Genomic DNA, 25,933 nt, shown 5'->3' on the forward strand with positions numbered 1-25,933 from the left:
CGCGGTAAACGCCTCACCGGCCACGAACGCGACTCGTCGGACTCATACACTGACGCGATGATCAGAGCGGGCAGGCGCCGTGCCGCGGGAAGCGGCAAGCGGATCGCGGCGCTGGCGAGCCTGCCTGTCCTGCCGGTGGCCTGGTTCGTGGCGCTGCAGGAGCATCCGCCGTGGATGCCCGCGGCGTACCTCGGTTATCTGCTGGTCGTGATCGTCGTACCGGGCACGATGTTCTGGCGCCGGCTGACCGGCGGCGTCGGGTGGTTCTCGGCCGACATCGTCCTCGGTACTGCGTTCGGCCTGGCCGTCGAGGCGCTGCTCTATCCGATCGGGATGCTGTTCAACATGCCGTTCGCGGCGTTGCTGATGCCGGCGCTGGCTCTCGGGGTGTGGCGGGCGTTGCCGCGCCGCAAGCTGCCCGAGCGGCCGACGCCGTGGTGGTCGATCGCCGGTGCGATGGTCGCGGTCGGCGTCGCGGCTGCGTGGTTCGTCCGCGTCGGCTCGCGGCTCATCCCGCTCGACGGGTCGGAGGCGCTGCGACCCAACTCGGATGCGCCGCACAACCTCGCGCTCGCGGGTGAGGTGACGCACCACTTCCCGCCGCGGGTCCCGTACGCCGATGGTGGATGGCTGACCAGCCACTGGACGGCGTACGACCACATCGCGTCGGCGCACTGGATCACGAGTGTGCCGCTCGACGTACTGACGCACCGGATGGTGCCGTTCGCCTGGATACTGTTGACGGTGCTGGGTGCGGCCGCGGTCGGGATGATGCTGACCGGTCGTGCTGTGGCCGCACCGATCGCTGCTGGGCTCGTGGTGGCCGGGGGCGATCTGGTTGCGTGGCCGTGGGCGGTGTCCGACCGAGTGTTCGCGGACGGGCCGTTTTCCCTTGGACAGCTGACCAATCCGCCGCAGGCCTTCTCCACGGTGTTGCTGCTGCCGCTGATAGCGGTCACTGCGGTGCTGCTGAGGCGCCAGTCGCCCAAAACGCGTGGTGAGTTGTTTCGGCTCTACGTTGCGGCCGGAGTGCTCGTTGCGGCGCTGGCCTTGACGAAAGCGACCGCACTGCCCATTTACGCGACCGGTCTGGCTGTTGCGTGGATCTATCTGACGGTCCGGGCCGGTCGACTCAACCTGCGTGCTCTGGTGCTCGGTGTGGGCGTGGCAGCGGCGTACGCGTTGACGTTCTTCTTCGTGCTGGGTGGTGCGGCGTCGAGCGTGCGGTTCGATCCGGGGGCGACGTTCGACAGCCTGGCGGATCGGATGGGCGGTGGGTCTGCTGTCCCGGTGATCGCCGTGGTCGTGGTGGTCGGGTGGGTCATGCCGGTGGTCGGTGCGTTGCTGATCAAGCGGCGGTTGGCGCGCGACCCGATGGTGGTCTTCCTGCTGGCCGGATTCGTCGCTGCGGTGCTGGGTGCGTCGCTGTTGGCGGATCGTGGTGACACGCCGCTGTTCTTCGTGCGGACCGGGTTCATCTTCGGGGTGCTGCTGGCCACGTGGGGGCTCGGGTCGTTGGAGCGGCGTCAGTACTGGATCGCTGGTGTGGCGTTGTTGATCGGCGTCGCTGCCATCTACTGGGGTCGTTATCGCTCGGACAGTTCGTGTACGTCGGGGGGCTGCTTCGGCCAGGGCCTCGTGGTCGCGCTGGTGATCGCTGCGCTCGGCATCGGCGTCTTCGGGCTGGTGTTGCGCGGCTCCCGTCGTACCTGGGCTGTCATCGCGGTCGCGGTGCTGGTGGGTATGACGGTGTCGCCGACGGTGGCGGCCATACGGAAGTTCGCCAGCCCGCCGTTGACGTCGTACGAGTCGATCGCGCCGGGCGGGATCGAGGCGGCGCGGTTCATCCGCCGGAACTCGGGGTCGGACGACCGGATCGCCACCAATCTGCACTGCCACCAGGCGCGGGCGTCCCATTGCCAGATCGGCTCGTACTGGATCGCCGGGTACGCCGAGCGACGCGTGCTGGTGGAGGGGTGGTCGTACCAGACCCGCGTCGACGACACGTATCCCGCCGGCGTGCAGGGACCGTACTCGGACCAGGAGCAGCTGCAGCTGAACGACGAGGTCTTCAGCAACCCCACCCGCCAGCTCATCGAAACGCTCCGCACGAAGTACGACGTGCAGTGGCTACTGCTCGACGACCGAGTCAGCGCCCCACCGAAGAACCTGGACAAGCTGACCGAACTCAGGTTCCAGCTGGGCACCGTCCGCGTCTACCAGATCTACCCGCCACCCCCGGAGAACCCGTTCCCTACCAGAACTCCCTCCCCAACCGGCAGCCCAACCAGCACGCCGAGCTTTCCCACAACCACACCCAGCTTCCCGACAAACACCTCCAGCTTCCCGACCACCCAACCCCCAGGCCAAACCCAACAGACCCAGCCCTTCCCCACCGGCAGCCTCCCCACCAACAGCCTGCCAGCCTCACCCACCTTCCCCACAGGCCCACCCCCGACCCAACAAACAACCACACCAGGCCTCAAGAGCCCGTAGGGCTTAAGGTCCGAGCAGCGCGGCCGGAACGACGAGGATCCCGTCCTGCCGCCGATAGGCCTCGCTTCCGGTGCAGATCACCATCGCGTCCAACAGATCCGCACCAATCTCGGATCTCAACCAGCGCAGGTGTTTGACGTCATCGTCGGTCACGAACGGCGCCAGCTTGACCTCGATCGCCAGCACCCGGTGGTCGGCGCGCTCGACGATGAGATCCACCTCGTGATCGCCGTTCCTGGTTCGCAGATGCCGAACGACCGCTTCGGCCGCCTGCGCGTACACGCGCACGTCAAGAGTTACCAGCGACTCGAAGAGCTGGCCGAGCAGGACACCGTCGCGGATCCGCGGGTGTCCCTTCAGCTCGTCGTCCAGCAGCGCATCCACTCCGACTCCGAGGAGGGCCGCCGCCAGCGCCGGGTCGGCCAGATGGTGCTTCGGCGACGACGCCAGCCGACTGAGGCGGTTTCGGGTCGGCAGCCAGGCCTCGACGGGCTCGAGCAGCCACAGCTGACTCAAGACATCGCGGTACACCATCGTGGTGGTCTTGGCCGGCTTGTCGCTGTCACCCGCGGTCGCGGCGTCGAGGATCGCGTTGTACGACGCGGTGGTCGCGGTCGCGGCGGCGTACGCGGCCAACCACGCCCGCAGGGTGGCGGGGCGCCGGACCAGATGTCCTTGCTCGGGGAAGTCCCGCTCCACGATCCGATCGAGGTAGCCGGCGAGCTGTGCGCGCCGGGGCCGATCGGTCAGCGGTCTGATGCCGGGGAAGCCGGACCGGACGATCTCCTCGGTGTACTGCGGTAGTTGGACATCCGTCGTACCGCTGACAGGATCCTTGGCGCCGGTCAGCAGACCCCGGATGCTGACGGTCGGCGACTCGATACCGCGCTCGAACAACGACATCGGACGCATCCGCAGACGGACGATCCGGCCGGCTCCGGAGTGGGTCGGCGCGTCGACCGGGCTTGCGCTGCCGGTCAGAAGGAAGCGGCCCGGCGTCGCGTCGCGGTCGACGCTACGCCGGACCTGGTCCCACACAGGTGGATGAAGCTGCCATTCGTCGACCAGAACCGGCGGCTTTGCCCGATCCAGACGATCTGGATCAGCCTCCAGCAGAAGCCGCCGAGCCGGATCGTCGAGCGCATACACCGTCTGCGCCCGCCGGACCGCCGTCGCCGTCTTCCCGACGCCCTTCGGGCCATCGAGCGTGACAGCCGGCAGACCGGCGAGCAACTCGTCCAGCTCCGCGTCGACAATCCGCTCCAGGTACGCATCCATGCCACTAGACTACCGTTAGCAGCAATTGGACCCTACCGTTAGCAGGGCTCCAGCACTACCGTTCGCAGATTTCAGCGGAGGGAGACTGCGGGGATTGCGGGGCTCTGGTTAGACAGGCGGTCCAGGGCGGTGATGGTGTAGAGGTAGGCCTTGCCTGGGGTGGCGGTTGGGTCTAGGTAGGACTGGGTGGGGCCGGTGGAGCGGACGGTCGTAAGTAGGTTGCGGGCGTCGTTGTCGGGGCAGTGGTCGTTGCCCAGGAGTTCGCGGCGGTAGATCGCGTAGGACGTGGTGTCGTTCGACGTGCGGGACCACTTGAGTTGTACGCCGGTTGCAGTGCGCGAGGCGTGGACCGCGTGGGCGGGCAGCGGCGGGCGGGAGTCGAGGGCGGGCATCGCGGGGATCAGCGCCGGCCTGGTGTACCAGGTGTTGTTGAGGAGCGTGGTCGCACCGAGCCGGTCGGCGCGGACGTCCTTGGCGGAGAAGAAGATGTTGCCCTTCACCTCAGGGATCGCGCTGTCGAACGCCATGTGGTCACTCAGCTCGGCAGGGTCCGACCAGTCCGGCGACTGGGTCGACGTACCGACCTTGTACGTCGCCTCGCCGATGTAGAGGTGGACGTGCGTACCGCGGACCTGGTCGGCCCACCACGGGACGATCTTGTTGTAGTCGGCCGGTGCGAACCCGCCGGCCCAGTACACCTGCGGGACGATGTAGTCGATCCACTCCTCGCGGACCCACTTGCGGGTGTCCGCAGCGAGGTCGTCGTACGTCTGCACGCCGGCCGTCGTGTCGGTGCCCTCCGGGTCGGTCGCCTTGTTCCGCCAGACCGCGAACGGGGAGATGCCGAACTTTATCCACGGCTTGATCGCGTGCATCTTCTGGCTCAGCTCGCTGATCAGCAGGTCGATGTTGTGCCGCCGCCAGGCCTGCAGATCCGTGTAGCCGTCGGCGTACTGCGCGAACGTCGCCGCGTCGTCGAAGGTCTGGCCGGCCACCGGGTACGGGTAGAAGTAGTCGTCGAAGTGCACGCCGTCGATGTCGTACCGCGAGACGGCGTCCATGATCGCGTCCTCGACCAGCTTGCGAGCGGCCGGGATGCCGGGGTTGTAGTAGAGCTTCCCGCCGTACGTGACAACCCAGTCCGGGTGCAGCCGCGCCGGGTGCGTCGGGATGAGCGCGTTGATGTCCGTGCCCATCGACAGCCGGTACGGGTTGAACCACGCGTGCAGCTCGAGGTTCCGCTTGTGCGCCTCGGCGACCGCGAACGCCAGGGGGTCGTAGCCGGGGTCGCCGCCCTGCGTCCCGGTCAGGTACTGCGACCAGGGCTCCACCTTCGACGGCCAGAACGCGTCCGCGGTCGGGCGGACCTGCAGGACGACCGCGTTGTGGTGCTGGCGTACGGCGTCGTCGAGCCAGCCGATCAGTTCGGCCTGCTGCTGTGCGGCGCTGAGACCGGTCTTCGACGGCCAGTCGATGTTCACCACCGACGAGATCCAGCTCGCCCGGAACTGCCGCAGTGGAGTGGTCGCGCTGGGCGCGCACTTCTGCTGGTCCGTGGGCGCCTGCGCGGCCGACGCCGTACCGGTCAGCCCGCTCAGCAACAGCCCCGCCGTCACGCCCAAGACACCCATGGCTCGCCAGACTCTCATGTCACTCTCCGACCGTCGTTCAAGCTGAAGTCGAAAGATGTTTACACATCCGGGCACCTGAAGAGAAGACGCTAGGTTAGGTACATGCTGCGGACCGCTACGAACGCCGATGTCGACACCATCCGGCGGTTGCGAAACCAGCAGCCGAATCGCGACGTCAGCATCACCTCGCACGAGATCTCGGCCGACGAACACGCTGCGTGGTGGGCGAAGACGTCGACGGATCCCAGCCGGCGCGTCCTGATCTACCAACGCGACGGCGCGACGGCCGGCGTCGTGAACTTCTTCGACCTCGAAGGCGCGTCCGGCGCGTGGGGGTTCTTCCTCGACGCCGACGGGCTCGCCGAGCGCGGGGAGACGCTGCCGGCGTGGATCGAGGTGATGCGCGAGGCGACGGCGTACGCGTTCGACGAGCTCGGTCTCGACGTACTCACCGGCGAGGTGCTCGAGCACAACGCGGTGGTCCGGCAGATGAACCGCCGCTTCCGGTTCGTCGAAGGTACGCCGGAGGTCCGGTACGCCGACGGCCGCGAGCTCACCGTGATACCCATCAGCCTGCGCAAGCAGGACCGCAGACCCCAGGGGAAATGATGCGCACCACCATCGAGATCGGCGGCGTGCCGGTCGGGCCGGATCACCAGCCGTTCGTGATCGCGGAGATGTCCGGGAACCACAACGGCGACCTCTCGCGCGCGTTGGACATCGTGCGGGCGGTCGCGGAGTCCGGCGCACAGGCGCTGAAGCTGCAGACGTACACCGCGGACACGATGACGCTCGACCTCGACCTGCCCGCGTTCCGGCTGCCGGCCGAACACGAGCTGTGGAGCGAGGCGCGGCTGTACGACCTGTACGAGGAGGCGCACACCCCGTGGGCCTGGCACGAGCCGATCTTCGAGCTGGCGGCCTCGCTCGGGCTCGTCGCGTTCTCGTCGGCGTTCGACCAGACCGCGATCGACTTCCTCGAGAAGCTGAACGTGCCGGCGTACAAGGTCGCGTCGAACGAGATCGGTGACCTGCCGCTGGTCCGCGGGATGGCGGAGACCGGGAAGCCGATCATCATCTCCACCGGCTCCGCGACGCTGACCGACATCGACGCCGCGGTCCGGGCCGCGCGATCGACCGGCAACGAGCAGATCATCGTCCTGTCGTGTACGGCGAGCTACCCCGCCCCGCCCGAGCAGTCGAACCTGCGCGGCATCCCGGTCCTGCGCGACGCACTCGACGTCCAGGTCGGCCTGTCGGACCACACGATGGGTATCGGAGCAGCCGTGGCCGCGGTGGCGCTCGGCGCGACGGTGATCGAGAAGCACGTGACGCTGAAGCGGGTCGACGGCGGCGTCGACTCCGCGTTCTCGCTCGAGCCGTGGGAGCTGGAGCTGCTCGTCGAGAGCACCCGCGTCGCCCAACTCTCCCTGGGCAAACCGGTCATCGGCCCCAAACAGGCCGAAGAGAACGTCCTCCGCTTCCGCCGCTCCCTCTACGTCACCCGCGACGTCCGAGCCGGCGACCCCATCACCTCCGAGAACGTTCGCTCCATCCGCCCCGCCGGCGGCCTCGCCCCCGACCTCTTCCAACAGGTCAACGGCCGCCCCTTCCGCACATCAGTCAAGGCCGGCACACCGCTGACGTGGGACCTGCTCTAACCCGCCTTCAAACCAGCCGCAATACGATCACGAGCCTCCCGCGCCAGTGCGAGGAACGCCGCCTCGGTACCGGTCGGCCCGGTCAGCCGGAGCTCCACCAGGTAGGTCGGCGTGCGGTAGTACAGGATCCGCTCGGTCCACCGCCCGTGCGCGATCGGGAAGCTGCGGCGCAGGTAGCGGGATCTCTCGCCGAATCCCGGCAGCGACTGATCGACCACCGACGCGTGGCCGGTGCCGTCGATCCGGATGTCAGCGCACTCGGCGGGCGTCCGCGTGTACTGGTCGATGTACCGGTCCGCGGACGCACCGACGAGCTCAATGATCCGCACCTGCACGTACGGCTCGAGGTCCCCGACCCACGGTCCCAGCTCGAGCTGCGTCGAGGCCCCCGGAGCATCCGACGGCACGAAGTCCCCGTACGGAACGGTGAGCCCACCGGTGCGGATCACCGATCGGCAAGCCTCCGGCTCGACCGACCGTCCGGCGAGCGGATCCGGTCGCGGCGTGAACGTCCGGTTCGGCGGCAGGAAATCCGTGTTCCACACGAGCCGATACCGCCCGAACTGCAGTGACGGCACAGCCGCCAACTGGAAGGCGGTGTAGCGGTACGACGGCGGGGCCGAAGCTGCCGGTGTGGGCGTGGCGACGGCGGCCGACGGTGAAGGCGCGGGGCGCGACTCCGGCGTACTGCAGCCGGCCACCGTGAGCAGGCATACGGCTGCGAGCGACCAGCGGGTCAGGCGCGGCATGCCGAGGCCCCTTCTCCTGGGATTATGTGGTGTCGAGGAATGGTAGCGGGGAAGGGTTTGGTGTGACCGAGTACTTGTTGTTTCCGGGGCGGCATCATGTTTTGACTCGGTTTCAGGGGGAGTTTCTGCAGCGGTTCGTGGGGCGGACCGTGGTGTGGGCGGTGACGTCGGCCAACCATCGGACGACGAAGCGGAATCCGGTGGGGTTCGATCGGCGGGAGGCGGCGATCGAGCGGTTCAGTGTCGCGACCGGGATCCGGTCGTTGGTGGTGGGCGTTGTCGACACACCGCCGACGGACGAGTTCGCTGAAGTGACGGTGAAGGCGATCGAGGCCGGGACGGATGATCTCGTCCGGTTGACGCCGTCGAACACACTCGTGGCGTGTTCGACGCCCGCGGTCGCCAAGTTGTACGAGCGGCTCGGGTTCAGCGTCATCGGGGTCGAGCCTGACGGTGTCGCACACCCGTGGGACGTCCTGCTGATGATTGCTGCGGGCAACGAGCAGTGGAAGGAGCTCGCGCATCCGGCGACTGTGGACGTGTTCGAGCGATATGCGCTGGACGCGCACGTCGCGCGGTGCGTGAACGACCCGGTGGTCGGCGACGACGGCGGTCTCACCACGACCCGCGACTACAAGACGTACGCCGACGCGTTCGAAACCGCCGCGGACCGGAAATGGCAGCAGATAAAGGACTTCGTCCGCCCCGGACGCATTCTCGACATCGGCTGCGCGACCGGCGCGACCCTGCAACTCGTCGACGCGGACCCGCGTTTTCACGAGTCGGACCTGATCGGCGTCGAGGTCGCCCGGCATTTGTACGCCGAATGCGTGCACAAGAAAGAGCAGGGCCTCTTCACCAACCCGAACGTCTATTTCTACCAACGCAACATGCTCGGCTCGGCCGTCTTCCCGCCGCGGTCGATCGACACCACGTTGACGCTCGCCCTCACCCACGAGATCTGGTCGTACGCCGACGGCTCGCGCCCCGACACCGTCCAGCGCTTCGCCGACGCACTCTTCGCGCACACCGCGCCGCAGGGCGTCTGGATCAACTCCGATGTCTGCGGCCCCGACGAGCCCGCCCGCCCCGTCGTACTGCGGCTGGACGACAGCGACGGCGAGAACCCACGAGATGTCACCGAGCTCGAAGCGCTGAACGACCCAGCGGCGTACGTCGCCAAGCTCTCGACCCGCGCACGGTTCTTCCAGTTCGCGCACGACTTCCGGCGCAACGCGAAGGTCGCGTTCGCGTTCGAGGTAGCCGGCGACGGCATCACGCTCCGGCTGGCCGATGCGATGGACTTCCTGACCCGCAAGGACTACGTCGACAACTGGCTGAGTGAGACGCACGAACAGTTCTGCGGCCTGGACTTCGCCGGCTGGTCCGCGGTCGCCGAACGCGCCGGCTTCACCATCGACCCGGCCTCGACGGCCTGGCGCAACGACTGGGTGATCGAAAACCGCATCGCCCCGGTCGCCTCGATCACCACCCCCGACGGCGACCCGGTCGACTGGCCGGTCACCCACCAACTGCTGGTCGCGAGGCGCTAGCTCACCTCGAGATGCAGGGTGCCGGCGAGTGGCCGTAGGGCGACCACGTGCCGCCCGCGGGTGATCAGGAGCGGCAACCGGCTGGACAGGAACGGCTCGCATTGCACGGCATGCGACGTACCGTCCGGCGCGGTCGCGAAGAGGATCCAGTCGGCCGGCTCCAGCGCCGCCATCTCGACCACGGCAGCCCAGCCGTCGTCGGACACGGTACGACGGCACGCGACGTCCACGTGGTCGTCGGAATCGGGCAGGTACCGTCGCCAGCTGAAGTCGACGTCACCCCAATCGGGGCCGCGCACAACCAACATGTTGCCAGCAGCAACCGCAGCGGTCGCGGTCATCCGGATCGGGGACTCGTGCAGGTTCACATAGCCGCCGGTCGACCGCGTCAGCATCACCACGCGACCGCCCTCGGCGTGTGAAACCAATCGGTCGCCCGCGGTCCACAGCAGCACCTGCTCGCGACCTTCCGGCCCGCGCATCCGGAACGCCCGCGTCGTCCGCTGGCTGAACGGATCGTCGGGGTTGATCTCCTCGAGCATCGGCAAGATCGGCAGCCGCGCGGTGAAGTCGCGGCCGTGAACCTCGAGCGGCAGCTGCTCCTCGCCGCCCGACAACGGCCGGCTGACGAACAGCGACGGCTCGTCGAACGCGGACCGGCCGTGCAGCACGAGCGCATCGGGCGTCTGCTCGACGGACGTCAGCCGGCACGGATCCGCCAACCGCCGTACGGCGAAGGCGCCTTCCTTGCCTGGGCCTGGCTGGATCCAGCTGGTCCCGTCGATCCACATCCCCGGCGGCCACCCTGGACTGCCCGCCTTCTGACCGCGCAGCATGTCCCGGCGACGGATCCCGCCGACCCGCATCCGTACGTCGAAGTGGGACGGACCCGCCGGGCATTTGGCGAGCAGTTCCCGGCTGACGCGGACCTCGAACCCGACGAGGCTCTCCTCGCCGCGCAGGTCGGTCGCGGGCAACCGCCGTACCGGAAGTCGATAGTTCCGGCCCGCGATGACCAGACCGATCCGGAGGTTTGACGGCTTGGACTGCAGGTGGCGGATCTCTGCGGTACCCCGCACCGACAGCTCGCCGTCGATCCAGGTCACCTCGCGGATGCTCGTCGCGAGCGTGAAGTCGGTCTTGGCGAGTGGCAGGTGTTCCTGCGCGGCGTCCGGGTCGAGGGCGATCAGGCGCAGCACCTCCACGTCGCCCGCGCGGAGAGCGTCGAACTGCAACTGAGCGAGCCGCGGCGCAGTGTCGAGTACGGCGTCGTCCAGCCGGCCGAGGAGTTCGCTCGTCAGCTCGACGAGGTGCTGCTCTTCCTCCGGGGGCACGGTGCCGAACGCGGAGAAGACCGAGTGCAGGTCGATCTGGCGGAAGTGCGCGTGCACCCGATGACGGATCTCCGGCAGCGCGTCCTCGATCTCGTCCAGTACGAGCCCCGCCGAGGCGACGCGGTCGCGGATGTTCGCGAGCTGGAACTTCTGCTGCGTGATCGAGTCACCTGACTCGCGCTCGCGCCAGAAGTACACCGGCGCCGCGATCGTGTCGACGGTGATTGCGTCCAGGTGCGCCTTGATCGTGACCGGGTAGTCCTCGTACCGGATCGCGGGGAAGCGGTAGCCGTACTCGTCCCAGAACGAGCGCCGGTAGACCTTGTTCCACACCATCCGATCGAGGACGAGCTGCGGCGTCTCGGAGATGTGCGTCGCGAACCGGTCCTCGGTGAACGTTTGGCCGTGCAGCCACGACGGCCGTACGCCGTAGCTGTTGTTGAACCGTCGCGCGTTGCCGCCGGCGAAGTCCGAACCGGTCCGGTCGAGGGCCTTGATCAGCAGGCCGAACCCGTGCCGGGTCACCAGGTCGTCGCTGTCGACGAACGTGATGTACTCCCCCGTCGCGTGCTCCACCCCGGTGTTGCGCGCCGGACCGAGCCCGGCGTTGTCCTGCTGGACGATCCGGAACCGTCCGTCGCGGGCGCACATCTCCTTCGCGACGACGGCGCTGTCGTCCGGCGAACCGTCGTCGACCAGGATCGCCTCGAAATCGCCCCAGGTCTGGCGCGCGATCGAGTCCAGGCAGTCCCCGATGTACGCGCCGACGTTGTAGAACGGCACCACCACCGACAGGCGCGGACGGCTCATCGCTTGCGGATCCGGCGGGCGAGCTTGCGGGCCACGGTCTTGGGCTTGCGGACCTGCGCGGCGTGGAAGATCACCCGCGAGACGGCGTACGTGCGGGAACCGCGGATGCGCTCGTGGGCGCTGGTGAGCCGCTGCAGCTGGCCGCGGAGTTCGCGGATGCGGTTCTCGCGCGTCTTCATCGCCTTGTTGCGGAAGCCGAGCGTGCGCTCGAGCCCGTATACGTGGCCCTTGAGCTCGAACAGCTCCTGCTTGGTCGCCTCGGCTGCCGCCAGAGCCGTGCGTACGTCGATGGTGTCCTTGCGGGTTTCGAGTACGACGTCCAGCGCGGCCGCCAACTCCTTGCCGCGAGCAACTTGTTGGGCGGTCGCCGGGGCGGTGTCGGGTGAGGTCGCCTGGAGCTGTTCGGGCGGCTCGATCCCGGACATCCCGAGCCACGCGGACACCAGGTCGTCGCCCACCATCCACGGCGGCCACGGATGCCGGCGGTGCTGTCGTGTCAGCCGATCCTGGAACCGCACCCAGGCTGCCGCCAGCAGGTCGGCCTTGTCCACAGCTTCCTGGGCCACCCACGGGGAGACGCCGTGGGCGAAAGATTCGCCGTCGAAGACGAGGTCGTCCCAGCGGACGATCACGCGCGATTCCGTCACCCACTCGCCGAGGTCGGCGGCGAGCTTGCGGAAGGCGGGGACGTCCTCGGCGGCGGCGAGCCGGAACAACACTGTCTCGACCGAGACACCTGCGGGGACCGTGGTGGGGACCACGGACGGGTCGAAGAAGAGCAGACTCCCGCGGACGCAGTCCGGCATGCCGGAGCTGGCAGGTGCCGAACCGGCCGACGCGGGTGCCTCGCTCACCGGCGCTGACGGCGCGGACGGCGCGGACGGCGCTGACGGCGCGGACGGCGCGGACGGCGCGGACGGCGCGGACGGCGCGGACGGCGCGGACGGCGCGGACGGCGCGGACGGCGCGGAGGCTGACGAGGGCTCGGGCGAGGTGGCAGGGCCGATGGTGCTGGTGGTGGACCAGCCGGTGAGGTCTTCGTCGGCGGTGAGGACTGCTTGGGCGGTTTGGGTGTAGATGTCGTGGGAGGGCTGAGCGCCGCAGACGGTCAGCCAGCCGGTCGGGACCGAGGCCAGCAGGCCGGCTCGGGCGGCGGTGTCGACGCCTTCGTTGGGCGGTGACAGGAGCGGTGCGTCGATGGACTCGAGCGCACCGACCGCCAACCGAGTCGGCAGCTCGCCGGGGCGGGCGCTTGCGGCGACGTCGGCGCGGATGAACGTGCGCGACCCGAAGTCGGCGTACACCTCGGCTCGCCACGGGAGCGCAGCCTTCAGCTGGTCGACAGAGACCGGGCGTGTGGGGTCGTCGTGGAGCGGACGCCACTCGTCGTCGCCGTGGCGTTCGTGCGCGGGTCGGCTGTCCAGGAGGTTCAGCAGCGAGAACTCGTTCTCCAGCGCGAGTACGACGACCGCGTCCGGCGCCGCAAGCCGGGACAACGCCGCGAGCCGCTCCGTCCACGACAGGTCGGCGCTGTCGTAGCCCAGCACCCGGTCCAAGCCGTCGGTCGCGATGATCACGTCGTACGGCTGACCCTCCAGCCCGTCCAGCGCGCCCGCGATCACCTGCAGGCACGGGCCGAAGTCCTCGCCGAGCTGCTGTGCATCGGCGACAGAGCGGACCAGGATCGTCACGTCGGCGGAGTGCGCCAGCACGGACTCGATCTGCTGCGGCGCGTGCGGCCCGAGGATCAGCGTCCGGCGGTTGGCCGGTACGACATCGGTCAGCAACGCAGCAAGCGCCGGCCGCGGCGTCGTGTGATCGGTCCACGGCTGCATCTCACCCAGGACCACCTGAACCTCAGACACGCTCTCTCCAATCGAACAGGCTCCGCAGTTCGGCGGCCGGCATCATCCAGGGCTTCCCTAGCTCTAGGTCGGTGGTTGCGCGCGCGGCCTCGAGGTCGATGGTCTTGCCGAGCATCTCCGGCCACAGGCGCTCGATCCGGCTCTGCCCGCCGAACAGCGGGTTCTCGCCTTCCATCTCCATCGGGTCGCCGTACACCGCCGGTTCGCAGCCGGCCGCGATGCCGTAGAAGATCGCGGTCGACAGCCGGTTGGCCGCGACCCGCTTGTGCTTGCGCAGTTCGGCGAGCTGCTTGAACAGGAAGCGCCGATCGGTCCCCTCGTACGAGAACCCGCGCCGCCCGAACGACACCACGCGGAACCCGGCGTCCTCGTAGAACCCGCGCACCTCGGGCCGGTCGTACTCCGTGTAGTACAGGCTGAACGTCACCGGCCCGGGCTCGGTCTCGCTGATCTCGTCGATCAGCCGCCGGTGGTCGCCGTGGATCTTGCCGCCTTCCCACCCGTGGAAGAGGAACCACAGCGTGCCCTCACGCTCGACCGGCTCCTCCGGCTCGGGCTCGAGCTCCATCAGGTACAGGAACGGCGCACCGATGCTGTGGTAGTTCCGCCGGCCGAGCGCGTGCCCGCGACGACGCGGCGCATCGCTCCAGGTGAACCGCCAGGCGCCGTCGTAGAACTCGTGCACCGGGTTCCAGCCGCAGCCGATGTTCCAGCCGTGCTGCAGGTATCCCCGCAGCCGCGGCGGATGGTCGAAGTCGAATCCGGCGTACCGCGACAGGATGTGCGTCTGACCGTAGTAGTGGTTGTGGTGATGCATCAGCGCACCTCGACATGCAGAGTGCCGGCATGGGGTCGGACTGCGAGCGCGTGCATCCCGTGAGTAATTGCCAACGGCAACCGGCTGCACAGGAAGGGCTCGCACTGTACGGCGTGGGCCGCACCGTCGGGGGAGGTTGCGAACAGGATCCAGTCGGCCAGCGCCGCGAGCGGGTCGACCGACAGCTTCACCGCCGTCACCGGGATCAACGAGTCGACGCCGACCGCGGCCGACCACCCGTCGGCGGACACGGTACGACGGCATGCGACGTCCAGGTGGTCGTCGGACTCGGCCAGGTACCGCCGCCAGCTGAAGGTGACGTCACAGCCCTCGGATCCGCGCACGACCAACTGATTGCCCTCAGCAACAGCATGGGCCGCGGTCGTCCGGATCGGCGACTCGTGCAGGTTCACGTACCCGCCGGTCGACCGGGTCAGCGTGACGACCCTGTCGTCGACAACCCGCGAGACGGCCGAGTCACCGGCAGTCCACAGCAGTACACGCTGCTGCCGGTCCGGACCGTGGACCCGGAACGACCGCGTCGTCCGCTGACCGAAGGGATCGTCGTGGTTCGCCGCCGCGAGGATGTCTCGAATCGGCAGCCGGGCGGTGAAGTCACGCCCGTCGACCTCCAGCGGGATCTCTTCCTCGCCGCCGACGACCGGCCGGCTGAGGTGCAGCTCCGGCTCGTCGAACGACGCCCGCCCGTGCAGCACGAGCTCGTCCGCGGTCTGCTCGACCGCGGTCAACCGGCACGGGTCCGTGAGCCGCCGCAGCGAGAACCAGCCGTACTTGCCCGGACCCGGCTGGATCCAGTTCGTCTCGTCGATCCACGCACCCGGCGCCCAGCCAGGGCTCCCCGGTCCTTGGCCGCCGAGCATGCCCTTCCGGTCCCGCCGCCCCGATCGCATCCGCACCTCGAAGTGCGCGGGCGCCCCCGTGCAGCGGGCGAGCAGTTCAGGATCCAGCAGTACTTCGAATCCGACCAGCGACTTGTCCCCGTGCAGGTCCAGCGCGGCGTACCGGCGTACCTCGAGGGGATGTGAGTTGTCGTCGACGACCAGCGCGATCTGCAGGTTCGACGAGCGGTTCGTCTCCAGGTGGCGGATCTCGGCGGTGCCTCTGACCGACAGCTTGCCGTCGACCCAGACGACCTCGCGCACGCTCGTCGCGAGGGTCAGGTCCTGCTCGCGCAGCCCGTACAACCTGCGCGGTACGACCGTCTCGCCCTGGCCCGGGTAGTTGTAGTCGAGCTGCCGCGAACGTTTGGCGCGTGGAACGGCCCGGGCGCCGCCGCGAAGCCCGCCGGAGTTGCGGAAGACCGCGAGCCGGCGGAGCAGCTCGACATCGCCGGCCCGGAGCGCAGCGTGCTGGATCCGGTCATACCTATGAGTGGCAGCCAGTACGTCGCTGTCGATCCGGTCGAGCAGCTCCCGGGACAGGTCGACCAGGTGCTGCTCCTCCTCGGCCGGCACGGTCCCGAACGCGGACATCAGCGTTAGTACGTCGATCTGCGCCAGGTGCGCATGGGTGCGCCGGCGGACCACCGGGACCGCGTCCTCGACCAGGTCGATCACCATGCCGGCCGAGGTGACCCGGTCGCGGATGTTGCCGAGCTGGAACTTCTGCTGGGTGATCGACTCGCCCGACTCGCGCTCGCGCCAGTAGTAGACGGCCTGCGTGATGGTGTCGACGGTGACTGCGTCCAGGTGCGCCTTGAGCGCGACCGGATAGTCCTCGTACCGGATCGGGGGGAACGTGTAGCCGTACTCGGTCCAGAACGAGCGGCGGTAGACCTTGTTCCAGAGCATCCGGTCCAGGACCAGGTCGGGGAACTCGGTCACGTGCGTCGCATGCCGGACCCGCGCGAACGGTTGCTTGTGCAGCCAGGACGGCCGGACCCCGAAGCTGTTGTTGAACCGCCTGGCGTTGCCGCCGGCGAAGTCTGAACCGGTTCGGTCCAGGGTCCGGACCAGCGCGGCGAAGCCGTACCGCGAGACCAGGTCGTCGCCGTCGACGAACGCCAGGTACTCGCCGGTCGCCTCGCTGATACCTCGGTCGCGGGCAGGGCCGGGGCCGGCGTTGTCCTGCTGGATCAGCCGGAACCTCGGGTCCCGGTCGCAGAACTCCTTGGCGACGACAGCGCTGTCGTCCGGCGAGCCGTCGTCGACGAGGATCGCCTCGAAGTCGCTCCAGGCCTGCCGGGCAATCGATTCCAGGCAGTCTCCGAGGTAGTCGCCGACGCCGTAGAAGGGCACCACCACGCTCAGCCGCGGCGTCACTCCGGTGTTTCCTCCCTCGACAGCGGTACGCGGGCCCCCAGGGGACTACGTAGCGGCAACGAGGTGGACCGTCAGGAGGTTATGCACCGGTTCGAACCCGTAACGCGCCCAGATCCGCTGGATACCGGTCTGGTGGCCCTGCGTCGAGACGACCAGCCGACGGGTGGTGCACGCGTCCTCGATCGCGGCCAGCAGGTGGCCGTACCGTCCGCGGCCCTGCTCGGCCGGTACGACGCCGGCCAGCTGGATCTCGGTCCAGGAGCGCTGCTGGTCGATGGCTGCCAGCGCGAGCACCCGCCGGTCCGGACCGCGCAGTACGACGGCGCCCGCGTCGGCGATGCGCCGCCGCGCCCAGTCCTGCCGGCCGGCCAGCGCGAGGGTCCGGTCGAAGATCGGGTTGGAGCAGTAGTGGTTGCCGGAGTCGCCGAAGACGTCCGCGACCAGGTCATCGACCAGATCGGCGTCGGCAGTGGGCTCGAGTTGGGTGCTGAAGCCGGCCAGCGGCGCGGGGCGCCGGCCCTTGCCGGTCGGCAGCGACCAGTAGACGACGGTGTCGGCCAGCAGCGCCTGGCGCGGTCCGCCGGCCAGCGCGGCGAACCAGGTGGTCTCGCGGGCCGGGTAGCGCAGCACGATCACGTCCGCGGTCGACCGCTCGACGGCGCCCAGCACCTCGGCCAGCGGCGTACCGGCGGAGGCGGAGACGGACATCCGGTCGATCGAGACCCCGAACCGCTTCGCCGCGTCAACGGACGGCCGGACGGTCAGTTCGCCGGCCTCGAGAGCGTCGTACCAACTCATAGGGCGTCGAGCTTAGGGCATGGCGGTGACCTCGGACGTGACCACCCGTGAATCGCCGGGCACGCTCTGCGGCGAATTTCACATTAGTGTTACGGCATGCGCGCGAGAGCGAGGCGGCGGGGGCCGCGTACTGCGGGGCCTTCCCTTTCCGGTCTGGTCGCGGGACTGGCGGTCGTGGTGCTGGCGCTGGTCCTGCTCGGGCTGCATGCGACGTTCTTCGAGCTCATCCGGTTCGTGCTGTTCACCGGTGTCGCGGTCATGCTTCCCGGGTTCGCGCTGTGGCGGCTGATCGGCGGGTACGGGCGCAACCTGGTCGAGGACCTGTCCGCGGGGTTCGCGGTCGGCACGGCCGGGCAGGTGCTGGTCTATCTGGCCAGTGCGTCGATCGGTCTGCAGGCGTGGTCGTGGGTGTGGGCGCCGGTCGTGCTGGTGGTCGCGTTCGTCGACAGTGACGCCCGAGCGCGGGTCTGGCGGCGGGTCGAGCAACCACTCCGACCGCTGCAGGCGTGGCTGCTCGCTGCGTCGACCGCGGTGGTGCTGCTGATCGTGTACCGCCGCGGTCCGGGGCAGTTCCTCCCGGCGTACACGGATCCGCTGCGGGCGTACCCGGATCTGGCCTTTCAGCAGGCACTGGCCGCGAGTGCGAAGTACGACGTACCTATCTCGACGTTGTGGCTCGGCGGGGAGCCGATGAAGTACCACACGTTCTTCCACCAGGCGACGGCTGCGACGCAGTGGGGTACGCGGATCGATCTGACCGATCTGATCCACTCGCTGAGCTGGCTGCCGCTGTTCCTCGCTGGGTGCGGACTGGTGTTCGCGCTGACCTCTCGGCTCGCTCCGACTGCGGAGTCGGGTGCCACCTGGGCCGGTCCGCTCGCAGTGTTCGTCGCTGGTCTCGGCGGGGCCATGCAGCCGCTGGCCGGGGTTGGACTGGGCGGCGTGTCCACTGCGGTTGCCGCGTACCTGAGTCCGACGCAGAACCTCGGAGTACTGATCGCGCTGGCCGTGTGCATCGTTGCGGTGGACCTGTTGCGGTCCGACGGTAGGCAGCGCAGCCGGTGGGTGTTGCTGGTGCTGCTCGCGCTGGTCGCGGCCGGGGCGAAGTCGACGATTCTGCCGCTGGTGGGCGTCGGGTTCGCCTTCGCGTTCCTGCACTTGGGGCTGGCCCGGCGGAGCACTCGGCCGGCGTTCTACGGCGGGTTGCTGTCGCTGGCGGTGTTCGTGGCTGCGTTGATCACGATCTTCGGCGGGAGCACGTGGGGGACGGAGATCAAGCCGTTCGAGACGTTCGTCCAGCTGGCGCCGTACCCGCTGCTTATGTCGAACCCGAACGCACAGTTGTTGTCTGGGGCAACGACCTTGCTGAGTTGGGGGCTGGCCGCGTCGGGGTTGTTCTTCCTCGGCCGCAGGTGGCGGGACACCGGCGCGGTGTTCCTGGCCGGCTTCGTGGTGGCGGGGTTGCTAGGCACGCTGCTGACGACGCAGTCCGGTGTCAGCCAGCTCTACTTCCTCCGTACGGCGTTCCCCGTGGTCGCCGTACTGGCGTCTGTCGGGCTGGCGAACCTGGTCGGGCGACTCGGCGATCGGCGAGCCGTTGTGCTGGTCGGTGTGGCCGGACTGCTCGGTCTGGTGGCGCTGGCGATCGCCCGATGGCAGTCCGCTGATCTGCCCGGCATCAAGGCGCCATGGCTCTGGACGCTGGCTGCCGTCTTGGCGGTTGCTGTGCTGGTGGCAGTGGTCTGGAAGCTGGCGCGGCGGCCTGGCAACTTCTTCGTTGCGTTGCTGGGTGCTGCGGTGGCAGCGTGCATGATCGGCGCGACGCTGGTGCCTCTGCAGGCACTCGTGTCGGACAAGGCGTCGAATCTGGTCTTCGCGCACCCGTTCCGCGGCGGTGCGACCGCTGCTGAGGCAGGCGCTGCGCGGTGGCTCCAGCGCAACAGCACACCGGGCGATCTGGTCGCGACCAACGCGCACTGCATCATCCAACGCAACGGCCTCTGCGACAGCCGGCACTTCTGGCTCGCTGCATTGTCGGAGCGCCCAGTGCTGATCGAAGGCTGGTCGTACTCCAACCAGGCCAACCGGATCGCTCTCACCACCGGCGGCAACCCGAGCCTCATCCCCTACTGGGACAGCAGCGAACTGGCTGCCAACGACACCGCCTTCAAGTCGCCCACGCCTGCGTCGATCGAGCGACTACGCCGGGCCGGAGTGCGCTGGCTGTACGCCGACAACCGCGCCGGCGGAGTGTCACCCACGCTCCGCAACTACGTCCGCCTGCGCCACGCCACCCTGGACGCAACCGTCTACGAGCTCAGATGAGCTGCAGAAGGGCGTCGGCCACCCGCTCACGCCCTCTGCCGTCGACCAGCTCCCAGCCCGCACTGGCCAACCGGCCACGCTCAGCCGGGTCAGTCAGCAACCGCTTGAGAACTGTGACCGCGGACGACGCATCTGTCTCCAGTGCACTCAACAGACCCAGCCCAGCCGCCGCACCGGTGTCGACTGCGCGCTCGTAGCCCATGACCTGGTTGTCGACCACACAGACCAGTCCGGTCGTTGCACCGAGACAGAGCAGCTCCCAGGTCGACGTACCGGACGCACTGATGGTCAGGTCGGCAGTGCGCACCTCGGCGGCCAGCTGGCTGGTCGGAGCGATGACCTGGAGGTGCTGCTGCGGCTGCAGCTCGACCGCGGTGATCCGTGCGGCCAGATCGGGACTGGGCGCGACCACGGTGGCCTCGAACGGCAGACCGGTCGCCGCTAGCGCGCGGGCGACGTACGGACCGGCGCCGAAGGCATCCGTGCCACCGAAGAACGCGAACACCTTCGGTACTGCGGTCTGCCGGGCAGCGGGCGGTTCTGTCGGACGGTGCTGGAGGACCTCGTCGCGGATCATCACGTACGGCAGACCGGCAAGCCGGACCGAGTCCCGCGGCAGCGTGGGGTGGTCGAGCTCAGCGGCGAGGTTCTGGTCGACCAGGACGTCGGCCTCCGCGCCACGGAAGTCACCGTCGACGATCGCCAGCGTGGGAAGCGCACGGGCCGCCGAGTAGACGGATGCATCCAGGTCGTAGGAGTCGAAGACGACCGCGTCCAGCCCCAGCCGTTCGAAGAGCTCGAGATGCTCGGCGGGCGTCCAGACCGCCGGATGTACGTCGATGCCGCGCGCGGCGATCTGGTCCGCCGCCCACGGCACGGTGTGCGCGTCGCAGATGAACAGCAGCTCGACGTCGCGGCGGCGTACCTCCTCGGCGAGCGCCAGGCAGCGCATCACGTGACCGATACCCCGGGCGGGCCCCACATCACATCGCACTCCGACGCGTCTCACGGCCGACAGCGTACGTTTGATCACGCCTGGCTGAGACAGTGGATTAAAGGGCTCGCTCACGGGGCAGCTATTGTTTCGAGGTCCGTACCGCGTGTGTGCGGTTCGGAACTGTCCGTCAGAAGGGTCCCGCTCGCGTGTCAATCCTTACCGGCTCAGACATCCTGGTCACCGGCGGCACCGGGTCGTTCGGCCGGAGTTTCGTACGGCACGCGCTGGACCAGCTGAACCCGCGCCGGATCATCGTCTTCAGCCGCGACGAGCTGAAGCAGTGGGAGGTCCGCCAGCTGTTCGGCGACGACCCGCGGCTGCGGTTCTTCCTCGGCGACGTCCGCGACCGGAGCCGGTTGCTGCGGGCGATGCACCGGGTGGACTACGTCGTACACGCCGCGGCGCTGAAGCAGGTGGACAGCGGTGAGTACAACCCGTGGGAGTTCGTCCAGACCAACGTCATCGGCTCGCAGAATGTCATCGAGGCGGCCATCGACTGCGGCGTGAAGCGGGTCGTGGCGTTGTCGACGGACAAGGCGTCGAGCCCGATCAACCTGTACGGCGCGACCAAGCTGACGGCGGACAAGCTCTTCATCAACGGCAACCACTACGCGGCGGCGTACGACACCCGCTTCAGCGTCGTGCGGTACGGCAACGTGATGGGCAGCCGGGGTTCGATCATCCCGAAGTTCCGCGCGCTGCACGCGGCCGGGCAGTCGCTGCCGATCACCGATCTGCGCTGCACCCGGTTCCTGATCACGCTGCCGGAGGCGGTCGAGTTCGTCGTCGACTCGTTCGACCTGATGACCGGCGGTGAGCTGTACGTGCCGCGGATCCCGTCGATGAAGGTCACCGACCTGGCCGAGGCGATCGCGCCCGGCGCGACCATGCACGACGTCGGACTGCGCCCGGGCGAGAAGCTGCACGAGGAGATGATCAGCCCGGAGGAAGGCCGCCGCGCGCTGTCCCTCGGCAACCGCTTCGTCCTCCAGCCCGACCTGGCCACCTGGGGCTACCAGCCGCCCGCGGACGGGCGTGCGGTCGGGGACGATTTCCACTACGCGTCGGACACCAACGACCAGTGGTACTCGATCGAGGAGATCCGCAAGATCCTCGAGAGCGACGTCTGACCGTGCTTCCGTACGGACGGCAGTCGATCTCCGAGGAAGACATCGAGGCGGTCACCGCCGTACTGCGGGGTGACTGGCTCACCACCGGGCCTGCGGTCACCGCCTTCGAGGAGGCGGTGTCGAAGCTCGCAGGCGGGCATCGCGCAGTCAGTTGTACGTCGGGCACGGCGGCGCTGCACATCGCGTACGCCGCCCTGGGCGTCGGGCCCGGCGACGAGGTCGTCACCACACCGATGACGTTCGTAGCCACCGCCTCTTGCGCCGCAATGCTCGGCGCTCGCATCGTCTTCGCCGACGTCGACTACGACACCGCGCTGCTGGATCCGGTGGCGGTCGAGGCCTCGCTCTCTGAGCAGACCAAGGTCATCGCGGCGGTCGACTATGCCGGCCAAGCCGCTGACTACCCTGCGCTCCAGGCGTTGGCCGATCGGGTCGGTGCTCGGACGCTGGCCGACGCGGCCCACTCGGTCGGCGGATCGTTCGAGGGCCGCCCGGTCGGCGACCTCGCCGATGTCACCACGATGTCGTTCTTCCCGACGAAGAACCTCACCACCGGCGAAGGCGGCGCGGTCGTCTCCAAGGACCCTGCGATCGCCCAGCGCGCCCACGAGTTCCACTTCATCGGTCTCGTCCGCGACCCCGCACGCTTCGAGCTTACCGACGAGGGCCCGTGGCACCAGGAGGTCCACGAGTACGGCGTGAACTACCGCCTCACCGACCTCGGCGCGGCGCTCGGGCTGTCACAGCTGGCCCGGCTCGCGGAGTTCAAGCGCCGCCGGACCGAGATCACCGCCCGTTACAACGAGGCGTTCGCAGGCGTGGACGGGCTGCGTACGCCGGTGCAGCGCGCCGGCGCCGACCCGATGTGGCACCTGTACCCCGTCCGTGTGCTCGGCGGACGCCGGCGCGAGGTCTTCGAGCGGATGCGGGCCGCGGGTATCGGCGTACAGGTCAACTACATTCCCGTCTACTGGCATCCGGTGTTCGCGCGGCAGGGGTACCAGCGCGGGTCGTGCCCGAACGCGGAGCAGTACTACGCCGAGGAGCTGTCACTACCGCTCTTCCCGGGCCTCACCGACAGCGACGCAGACCGAGTGATCGAGACTCTTCTGGGGTTGATTCAGTAACGTGACGGATGTGACCCGATCGAATCTGGTCGGTGGGGAGATGCTCAACTGGTCGGATCTGCACCCGGGAGATGCCCGGGGTGCGGCCGGCGGGGCTGCGGCGACGGCGCTCCTGGCCGCTACCCTCCAGCCCGAGGACTCCGTGCTGATCGCCGGCCCGCACGCCGCCGAGCTCGTCACCACCGTCGCCGGTCAGGTGACGTCGGTGGATCTGCTGGTGCGCTCCGCTCCGGATGCTGAGGAACTCGCCGAGCAGCTCGCGGAGACCAAGGGCGAGGTGTACTGCGGCTCGGTCGACCGTTTCGCGGTCGACGAGCAGAGCGGTGGGACGAACGACCGGTACGACGTCATCGTCGCGCTCGACGGGCTGGATCGGCTGGTCGGCCCGGACACTGCACGCTTCCCGTGGGCCGAGGCGCTCGGACGGTTGCTGGGACGGCTGGCGCCGGGTGGGCGGTTGCTGCTGGGCGCGGAGAACTCGTTCGGGTTCCAACGGCTGGTGCAGCCGGACATCACCGCGGCGCTCCCGCGGGATGAAGACTGGGGCCGGGAGATCGGAGATCGCGCACCGTCCGGCCTCAAACCACTCACCACCGCACTCCAAGCAGCCGGCGTTGCCGACGCAGGTCCCGCTGCTGACGCAGGCACCGTAGGCGACGCAGGCACCGTAGGCCACGCAGGCACCGTAGGCCACGCAGGCACAGTGCGGGCCTACGCGGTTTTCCCGTCGTTGATCCAGGCAGATGTCGCGCTCAGCGACGTCCACGGGTTCGCGGCTGTCGTTGCCGCGCGGGCTGTTGCCTCGCGCAATGATGGCCCGGTGCTGATGGATCCGTACCGGCTCGTGCTCGACGCGGCCGCGGCGGGACTAGGTCTAGAGCTGGCTCCGTCCTGGTACTTCGTGATCGGCGCCGACGCCCCCGCCGTACTGCCTGAAGGCTCCGTGCCGGGCGGGGACGGTGTGCTGCTGGAAGAGCACCTGCTGATGGCGCTGCGCGCTGATGACCAGGCCGAGCTTCGGCGGATCATCCCCGGCTACGTGGCATGGCTCGGCACCGGCGGGAACGGTTCGCCGGACAACGTGATCCTCGACGGGTCGTCGTACCGGTTGTTCGGGGAACCGCAAGAGCTGGACGTCGTCGAGCACCTGGCACGATTCGCCCGGCGCGCGCTGGAAAGTGGCTCTCGGCAACCATGGCCGGCAGCAGCTGATCCGCACACCCTGACCGCACGGTTGGCTGCGATGGCCGGGATCACCGTGCCTGAGCAGGACTTCACTCCGGACGAAGTGATCCGACCGCGCGGCAGCGCCGAGCAACTCGCGACCGTCGCCCGGCTCGCCGACGAGCTCGCCCACGCGAGCGCCCGCGCGATCCTCTTCGAAGGGACCGTCAGCGGCATCCGCCGTTCGCTCCCCTACCGCGTCGGCCACGGCGTCCTCAACCCGGCGCGCGTCATCCGCCGCCGCCTCAAGCGGGTCCTGCGCAAGGTGCGCCGCTGATGCACCACGCCAACCACTTCTACGGCCACGCCAACATCATGGCGTCGTACGCCGGACTGCAGAAGCCACCGCGGATCTGGGGCTACCTGCAGCACGGCTGGAACATCCTCGACGGGTTCGCGCACGGCACGAACTTCGCGCCGGGGATGCCGAAGTTCGTCTGGTCCGACAGCGTCCGCCGCCGCGGGCACGCGCTGGGCCTGCGCAACTACTCGGTGATCGGCTCGGTCTGGCTGTACCTGCTCAAGGTGCACCCGGAGCTCGCCACCCCGGCAAAGCGGGCCAAGGGCACCATTTTCTACCCGTTCCACGGCTGGGAAGGCCAGCACGTGCTCGGCGACCACGGCCGGATCGTTGCCTCGATCAACGAGCACGAGACCGGCCCGGTGACCGTCTGCCTGTACTGGAACGAGTACGACAAACCCGCGATCCGCAACGTCTACAAGGACGCCGGGTTCCGGGTGATCACGCACGGCTACCGCGGCCTGCACTGGCGGCGTACCAACGCCAAGTTCCTGGTCAACCAGCTCCGCGAACTCCGCAAGCACGAGCGGGTCGCCTCCAACCGGCTCAGCTCCGCCGTTCTGTACGGCGCCTCGCTCGGCCTGCAGCCCGGGGTCTACGGTGATCCCATGGTGCTGGAGAACGAGCACCCGTCGTTCGGCGGCCAGGCGCGGATCAAACGGTTGTGGCCGGAGCTCGACCAGCCGTTCGTCCCGGCGGCGGTCGCGCGTGAGTTCACCGATACCGAGCTGGGCGTCGACCATGTCGCCGGTCCGGCCGAGATCCGGGAGATGTTCCGATGGAACCCCTGAAGGTAGGCATCATCACGCAGGTGCGCGTGACCAGCACGCGGCTGCCGGCCAAGGTGCTGCTGAGCGTAGCGGGCCGTTCGTACCTCGAGCACCACCTCGACCGGCTGAGCCGCACCGGTCTGCCGGTGATCGTTGCCACCACCACCAACCTTCACGACGACTTGGTGGTGCAGGTGTGCCACGAGGACGGAATCCCGGTCTTCCGCGGCAGCGAGGACGACGTCCTGAGCCGGTTCGCAGGTGCCGCCCGCGAGCACGAGCTGGACGCGATCGTCCGGGTGACGTCCGACTGCCCGCTGATCGACCCGGAGATCGTTGCCGCGGGCGTCGATCGGTGGCGGGCCGAGAACGACCTCGACCTGTACATCTCGAACTGCCTGGAGCGGACCTACCCGCGCGGCATGGACTTCGAGATCTTCTCCACCGCCCGGTTGTACGACGCGGAGGCGAAGGCGACGCTGAAGGCCGACCGCGAGCACGTCACGCCGTACCTGCACCAGAACCGGTCGGGCGAGATGCGGTTGCTCAATCTGCCCTGGTCCGGCGGCTCCAAGAACGCAGCGCAGTACCGGCTCACGCTCGACACGGCCGACGACTGGAAGTTGCTCGACGCCCTCATCGAGGACTTCGATGCGCCCCGGCTCAGCTGCGCCGAACTGGTCGCGATCCTGGACGCCCACCCGGAGCTGGCCGCGCTGAACGCGCACATCGAGCAGAAGAAGCTCGGCGAGTGACAGCGCGCAGCCCGTTCACTACGGCATGAT

19 protein-coding genes are annotated in these 25,933 nt (G+C 68.7%); 10 read left to right on the forward strand and 9 right to left on the reverse strand.

What is annotated here, in order from left to right:
• Positions 1–57: 57 nt before the first annotated feature.
• Positions 58–2,496, forward strand: coding sequence for a hypothetical protein (locus tag ABT313_RS15165; RefSeq protein ID WP_350852925.1), 2,439 nt, complete (start codon positions 58–60; stop codon positions 2,494–2,496).
• Between the two features lie 3 nt (positions 2,497–2,499).
• Here the strand turns inward: ABT313_RS15165 and ABT313_RS15170 are convergent, their stop codons facing one another.
• Positions 2,500–3,774 carry an ATP-binding protein gene (locus ABT313_RS15170; RefSeq protein WP_350852928.1) on the reverse strand — a complete coding sequence of 425 codons (1,275 nt, stop codon included), beginning with the start codon at positions 3,772–3,774 and terminating at the stop codon, positions 2,500–2,502.
• Between the two features lie 71 nt (positions 3,775–3,845).
• On the reverse strand, positions 3,846–5,423 hold the full coding sequence (locus ABT313_RS15175) for a glycoside hydrolase family 10-like protein (RefSeq protein ID WP_350852931.1): 1,578 nt from the start codon (positions 5,421–5,423) through the stop codon (positions 3,846–3,848).
• Positions 5,424–5,507: 84 nt separating this feature from the next.
• Between ABT313_RS15175 and ABT313_RS15180 the strand changes: the two genes are divergently transcribed.
• Positions 5,508–6,014, forward strand: coding sequence for a GNAT family N-acetyltransferase (locus tag ABT313_RS15180; protein WP_350852933.1), 507 nt, complete (start codon positions 5,508–5,510; stop codon positions 6,012–6,014).
• On the forward strand, positions 6,014–7,066 hold the full coding sequence (gene pseI, locus ABT313_RS15185; protein ID WP_350852935.1) for a pseudaminic acid synthase: 1,053 nt from the start codon (positions 6,014–6,016) through the stop codon (positions 7,064–7,066). The genes ABT313_RS15180 and pseI overlap by 1 nt, the downstream gene beginning before the upstream one ends.
• Here pseI and ABT313_RS15190 read toward each other — a convergent pair.
• Positions 7,063–7,815 carry a hypothetical protein gene (locus tag ABT313_RS15190; protein WP_350852938.1) on the reverse strand — a complete coding sequence of 251 codons (753 nt, stop codon included), beginning with the start codon at positions 7,813–7,815 and terminating at the stop codon, positions 7,063–7,065. The two genes, pseI and ABT313_RS15190, sit on opposite strands and share 4 nt — an antisense overlap.
• 161 nt (positions 7,816–7,976) lie before the next feature.
• Between ABT313_RS15190 and ABT313_RS15195 the strand changes: the two genes are divergently transcribed.
• Positions 7,977–9,368, forward strand: a complete 1,392-nt coding sequence (locus ABT313_RS15195; RefSeq protein WP_350852940.1) for a class I SAM-dependent methyltransferase — start codon at positions 7,977–7,979, stop codon at positions 9,366–9,368.
• Here the strand turns inward: ABT313_RS15195 and ABT313_RS15200 are convergent.
• The 5 genes from ABT313_RS15200 to ABT313_RS15220 are packed head-to-tail and all read right to left on the reverse strand — an operon-like array spanning position 9,365 to position 17,274.
• A complete protein-coding gene (locus tag ABT313_RS15200; RefSeq protein ID WP_350852943.1) occupies positions 9,365–11,512 on the reverse strand; it encodes a glycosyltransferase family 2 protein in 2,148 nt (715 codons plus the stop codon). The genes ABT313_RS15195 and ABT313_RS15200 overlap by 4 nt on opposite strands.
• Positions 11,509–13,377: a hypothetical protein gene (locus ABT313_RS15205; RefSeq protein ID WP_350852946.1), complete on the reverse strand. Its 1,869-nt coding sequence runs from the start codon at positions 13,375–13,377 to the stop codon at positions 11,509–11,511. The genes ABT313_RS15200 and ABT313_RS15205 overlap by 4 nt, the downstream gene beginning before the upstream one ends.
• Positions 13,370–14,194, reverse strand: a complete 825-nt coding sequence (locus ABT313_RS15210; protein ID WP_350852949.1) for a DNA replication complex GINS family protein — start codon at positions 14,192–14,194, stop codon at positions 13,370–13,372. The genes ABT313_RS15205 and ABT313_RS15210 overlap by 8 nt, the downstream gene beginning before the upstream one ends.
• The gene (locus ABT313_RS15215; protein WP_350852952.1) at positions 14,194–16,476 is read right to left on the reverse strand and encodes a glycosyltransferase family 2 protein; all 2,283 of its coding nucleotides are present in this window, start codon (positions 16,474–16,476) and stop codon (positions 14,194–14,196) included. Before ABT313_RS15215 ends, ABT313_RS15210 begins: the two co-directional genes overlap by 1 nt.
• A gap of 45 nt (positions 16,477–16,521) precedes the next feature.
• Entirely contained in the window at positions 16,522–17,274 is a 753-nt protein-coding gene (locus ABT313_RS15220) for an N-acetyltransferase (protein ID WP_350852955.1), read from the reverse strand.
• Between the two features lie 96 nt (positions 17,275–17,370).
• Here ABT313_RS15220 and ABT313_RS15225 point away from each other — a divergent pair, with 96 nt between their 5' ends.
• The gene (locus ABT313_RS15225; RefSeq protein WP_350852958.1) at positions 17,371–19,599 is read left to right on the forward strand and encodes a hypothetical protein; all 2,229 of its coding nucleotides are present in this window, start codon (positions 17,371–17,373) and stop codon (positions 19,597–19,599) included.
• Here ABT313_RS15225 and ABT313_RS15230 read toward each other — a convergent pair.
• Positions 19,592–20,608, reverse strand: a complete 1,017-nt coding sequence (locus ABT313_RS15230; protein WP_350852961.1) for a PseG/SpsG family protein — start codon at positions 20,606–20,608, stop codon at positions 19,592–19,594. The two genes, ABT313_RS15225 and ABT313_RS15230, sit on opposite strands and share 8 nt — an antisense overlap.
• A gap of 134 nt (positions 20,609–20,742) precedes the next feature.
• Between ABT313_RS15230 and pseB the strand changes: the two genes are divergently transcribed.
• Genes pseB through ABT313_RS15255 form a run of 5 tightly spaced genes read left to right on the forward strand, consistent with a single transcriptional unit; the run spans position 20,743 to position 25,903 of the window.
• The gene (pseB, locus tag ABT313_RS15235) at positions 20,743–21,726 is read left to right on the forward strand and encodes a UDP-N-acetylglucosamine 4,6-dehydratase (inverting) (RefSeq protein WP_350852964.1); all 984 of its coding nucleotides are present in this window, start codon (positions 20,743–20,745) and stop codon (positions 21,724–21,726) included.
• A 2-nt stretch (positions 21,727–21,728) separates the two neighbouring features.
• A complete protein-coding gene (pseC, locus tag ABT313_RS15240) occupies positions 21,729–22,853 on the forward strand; it encodes a UDP-4-amino-4,6-dideoxy-N-acetyl-beta-L-altrosamine transaminase (RefSeq protein WP_350852966.1) in 1,125 nt (374 codons plus the stop codon).
• A gap of 10 nt (positions 22,854–22,863) precedes the next feature.
• The gene (locus ABT313_RS15245) at positions 22,864–24,354 is read left to right on the forward strand and encodes a class I SAM-dependent methyltransferase (RefSeq protein WP_350852969.1); all 1,491 of its coding nucleotides are present in this window, start codon (positions 22,864–22,866) and stop codon (positions 24,352–24,354) included.
• Positions 24,354–25,169, forward strand: coding sequence for a hypothetical protein (locus ABT313_RS15250; protein ID WP_350852972.1), 816 nt, complete (start codon positions 24,354–24,356; stop codon positions 25,167–25,169). Before ABT313_RS15245 ends, ABT313_RS15250 begins: the two co-directional genes overlap by 1 nt.
• Positions 25,157–25,903 carry a cytidylyltransferase domain-containing protein gene (locus ABT313_RS15255; protein WP_350852975.1) on the forward strand — a complete coding sequence of 249 codons (747 nt, stop codon included), beginning with the start codon at positions 25,157–25,159 and terminating at the stop codon, positions 25,901–25,903. Before ABT313_RS15250 ends, ABT313_RS15255 begins: the two co-directional genes overlap by 13 nt.
• Positions 25,904–25,933: the final 30 nt, after the last annotated feature.

It is taken from the genome of Kribbella sp. NPDC000426 (assembly GCF_040300265.1).
Classification (GTDB): domain Bacteria; phylum Actinomycetota; class Actinomycetes; order Propionibacteriales; family Kribbellaceae; genus Kribbella.

Bases quoted from the DNA above. Each gene is read 5' to 3' on its own strand.
- ABT313_RS15165 (WP_350852925.1), top strand. From the start codon at position 58: ATGATCAGAGCGGGCAGGCGCCGTGCCGCGGGAAGCGGCAAGCGGATC.
- ABT313_RS15170 (WP_350852928.1), bottom strand. From the start codon at position 3,774: ATGGATGCGTACCTGGAGCGGATTGTCGACGCGGAGCTGGACGAGTTG.
- ABT313_RS15175 (WP_350852931.1), bottom strand. From the start codon at position 5,423: ATGAGAGTCTGGCGAGCCATGGGTGTCTTGGGCGTGACGGCGGGGCTG.
- ABT313_RS15180 (WP_350852933.1), top strand. From the start codon at position 5,508: ATGCTGCGGACCGCTACGAACGCCGATGTCGACACCATCCGGCGGTTG.
- pseI (WP_350852935.1), top strand. From the start codon at position 6,014: ATGCGCACCACCATCGAGATCGGCGGCGTGCCGGTCGGGCCGGATCAC.
- ABT313_RS15190 (WP_350852938.1), bottom strand. From the start codon at position 7,815: ATGCCGCGCCTGACCCGCTGGTCGCTCGCAGCCGTATGCCTGCTCACG.
- ABT313_RS15200 (WP_350852943.1), bottom strand. From the start codon at position 11,512: ATGAGCCGTCCGCGCCTGTCGGTGGTGGTGCCGTTCTACAACGTCGGC.
- ABT313_RS15210 (WP_350852949.1), bottom strand. From the start codon at position 14,194: ATGCATCACCACAACCACTACTACGGTCAGACGCACATCCTGTCGCGG.
- ABT313_RS15220 (WP_350852955.1), bottom strand. From the start codon at position 17,274: ATGAGTTGGTACGACGCTCTCGAGGCCGGCGAACTGACCGTCCGGCCG.
- ABT313_RS15225 (WP_350852958.1), top strand. From the start codon at position 17,371: ATGCGCGCGAGAGCGAGGCGGCGGGGGCCGCGTACTGCGGGGCCTTCC.
- ABT313_RS15250 (WP_350852972.1), top strand. From the start codon at position 24,354: ATGCACCACGCCAACCACTTCTACGGCCACGCCAACATCATGGCGTCG.
- ABT313_RS15255 (WP_350852975.1), top strand. From the start codon at position 25,157: ATGGAACCCCTGAAGGTAGGCATCATCACGCAGGTGCGCGTGACCAGC.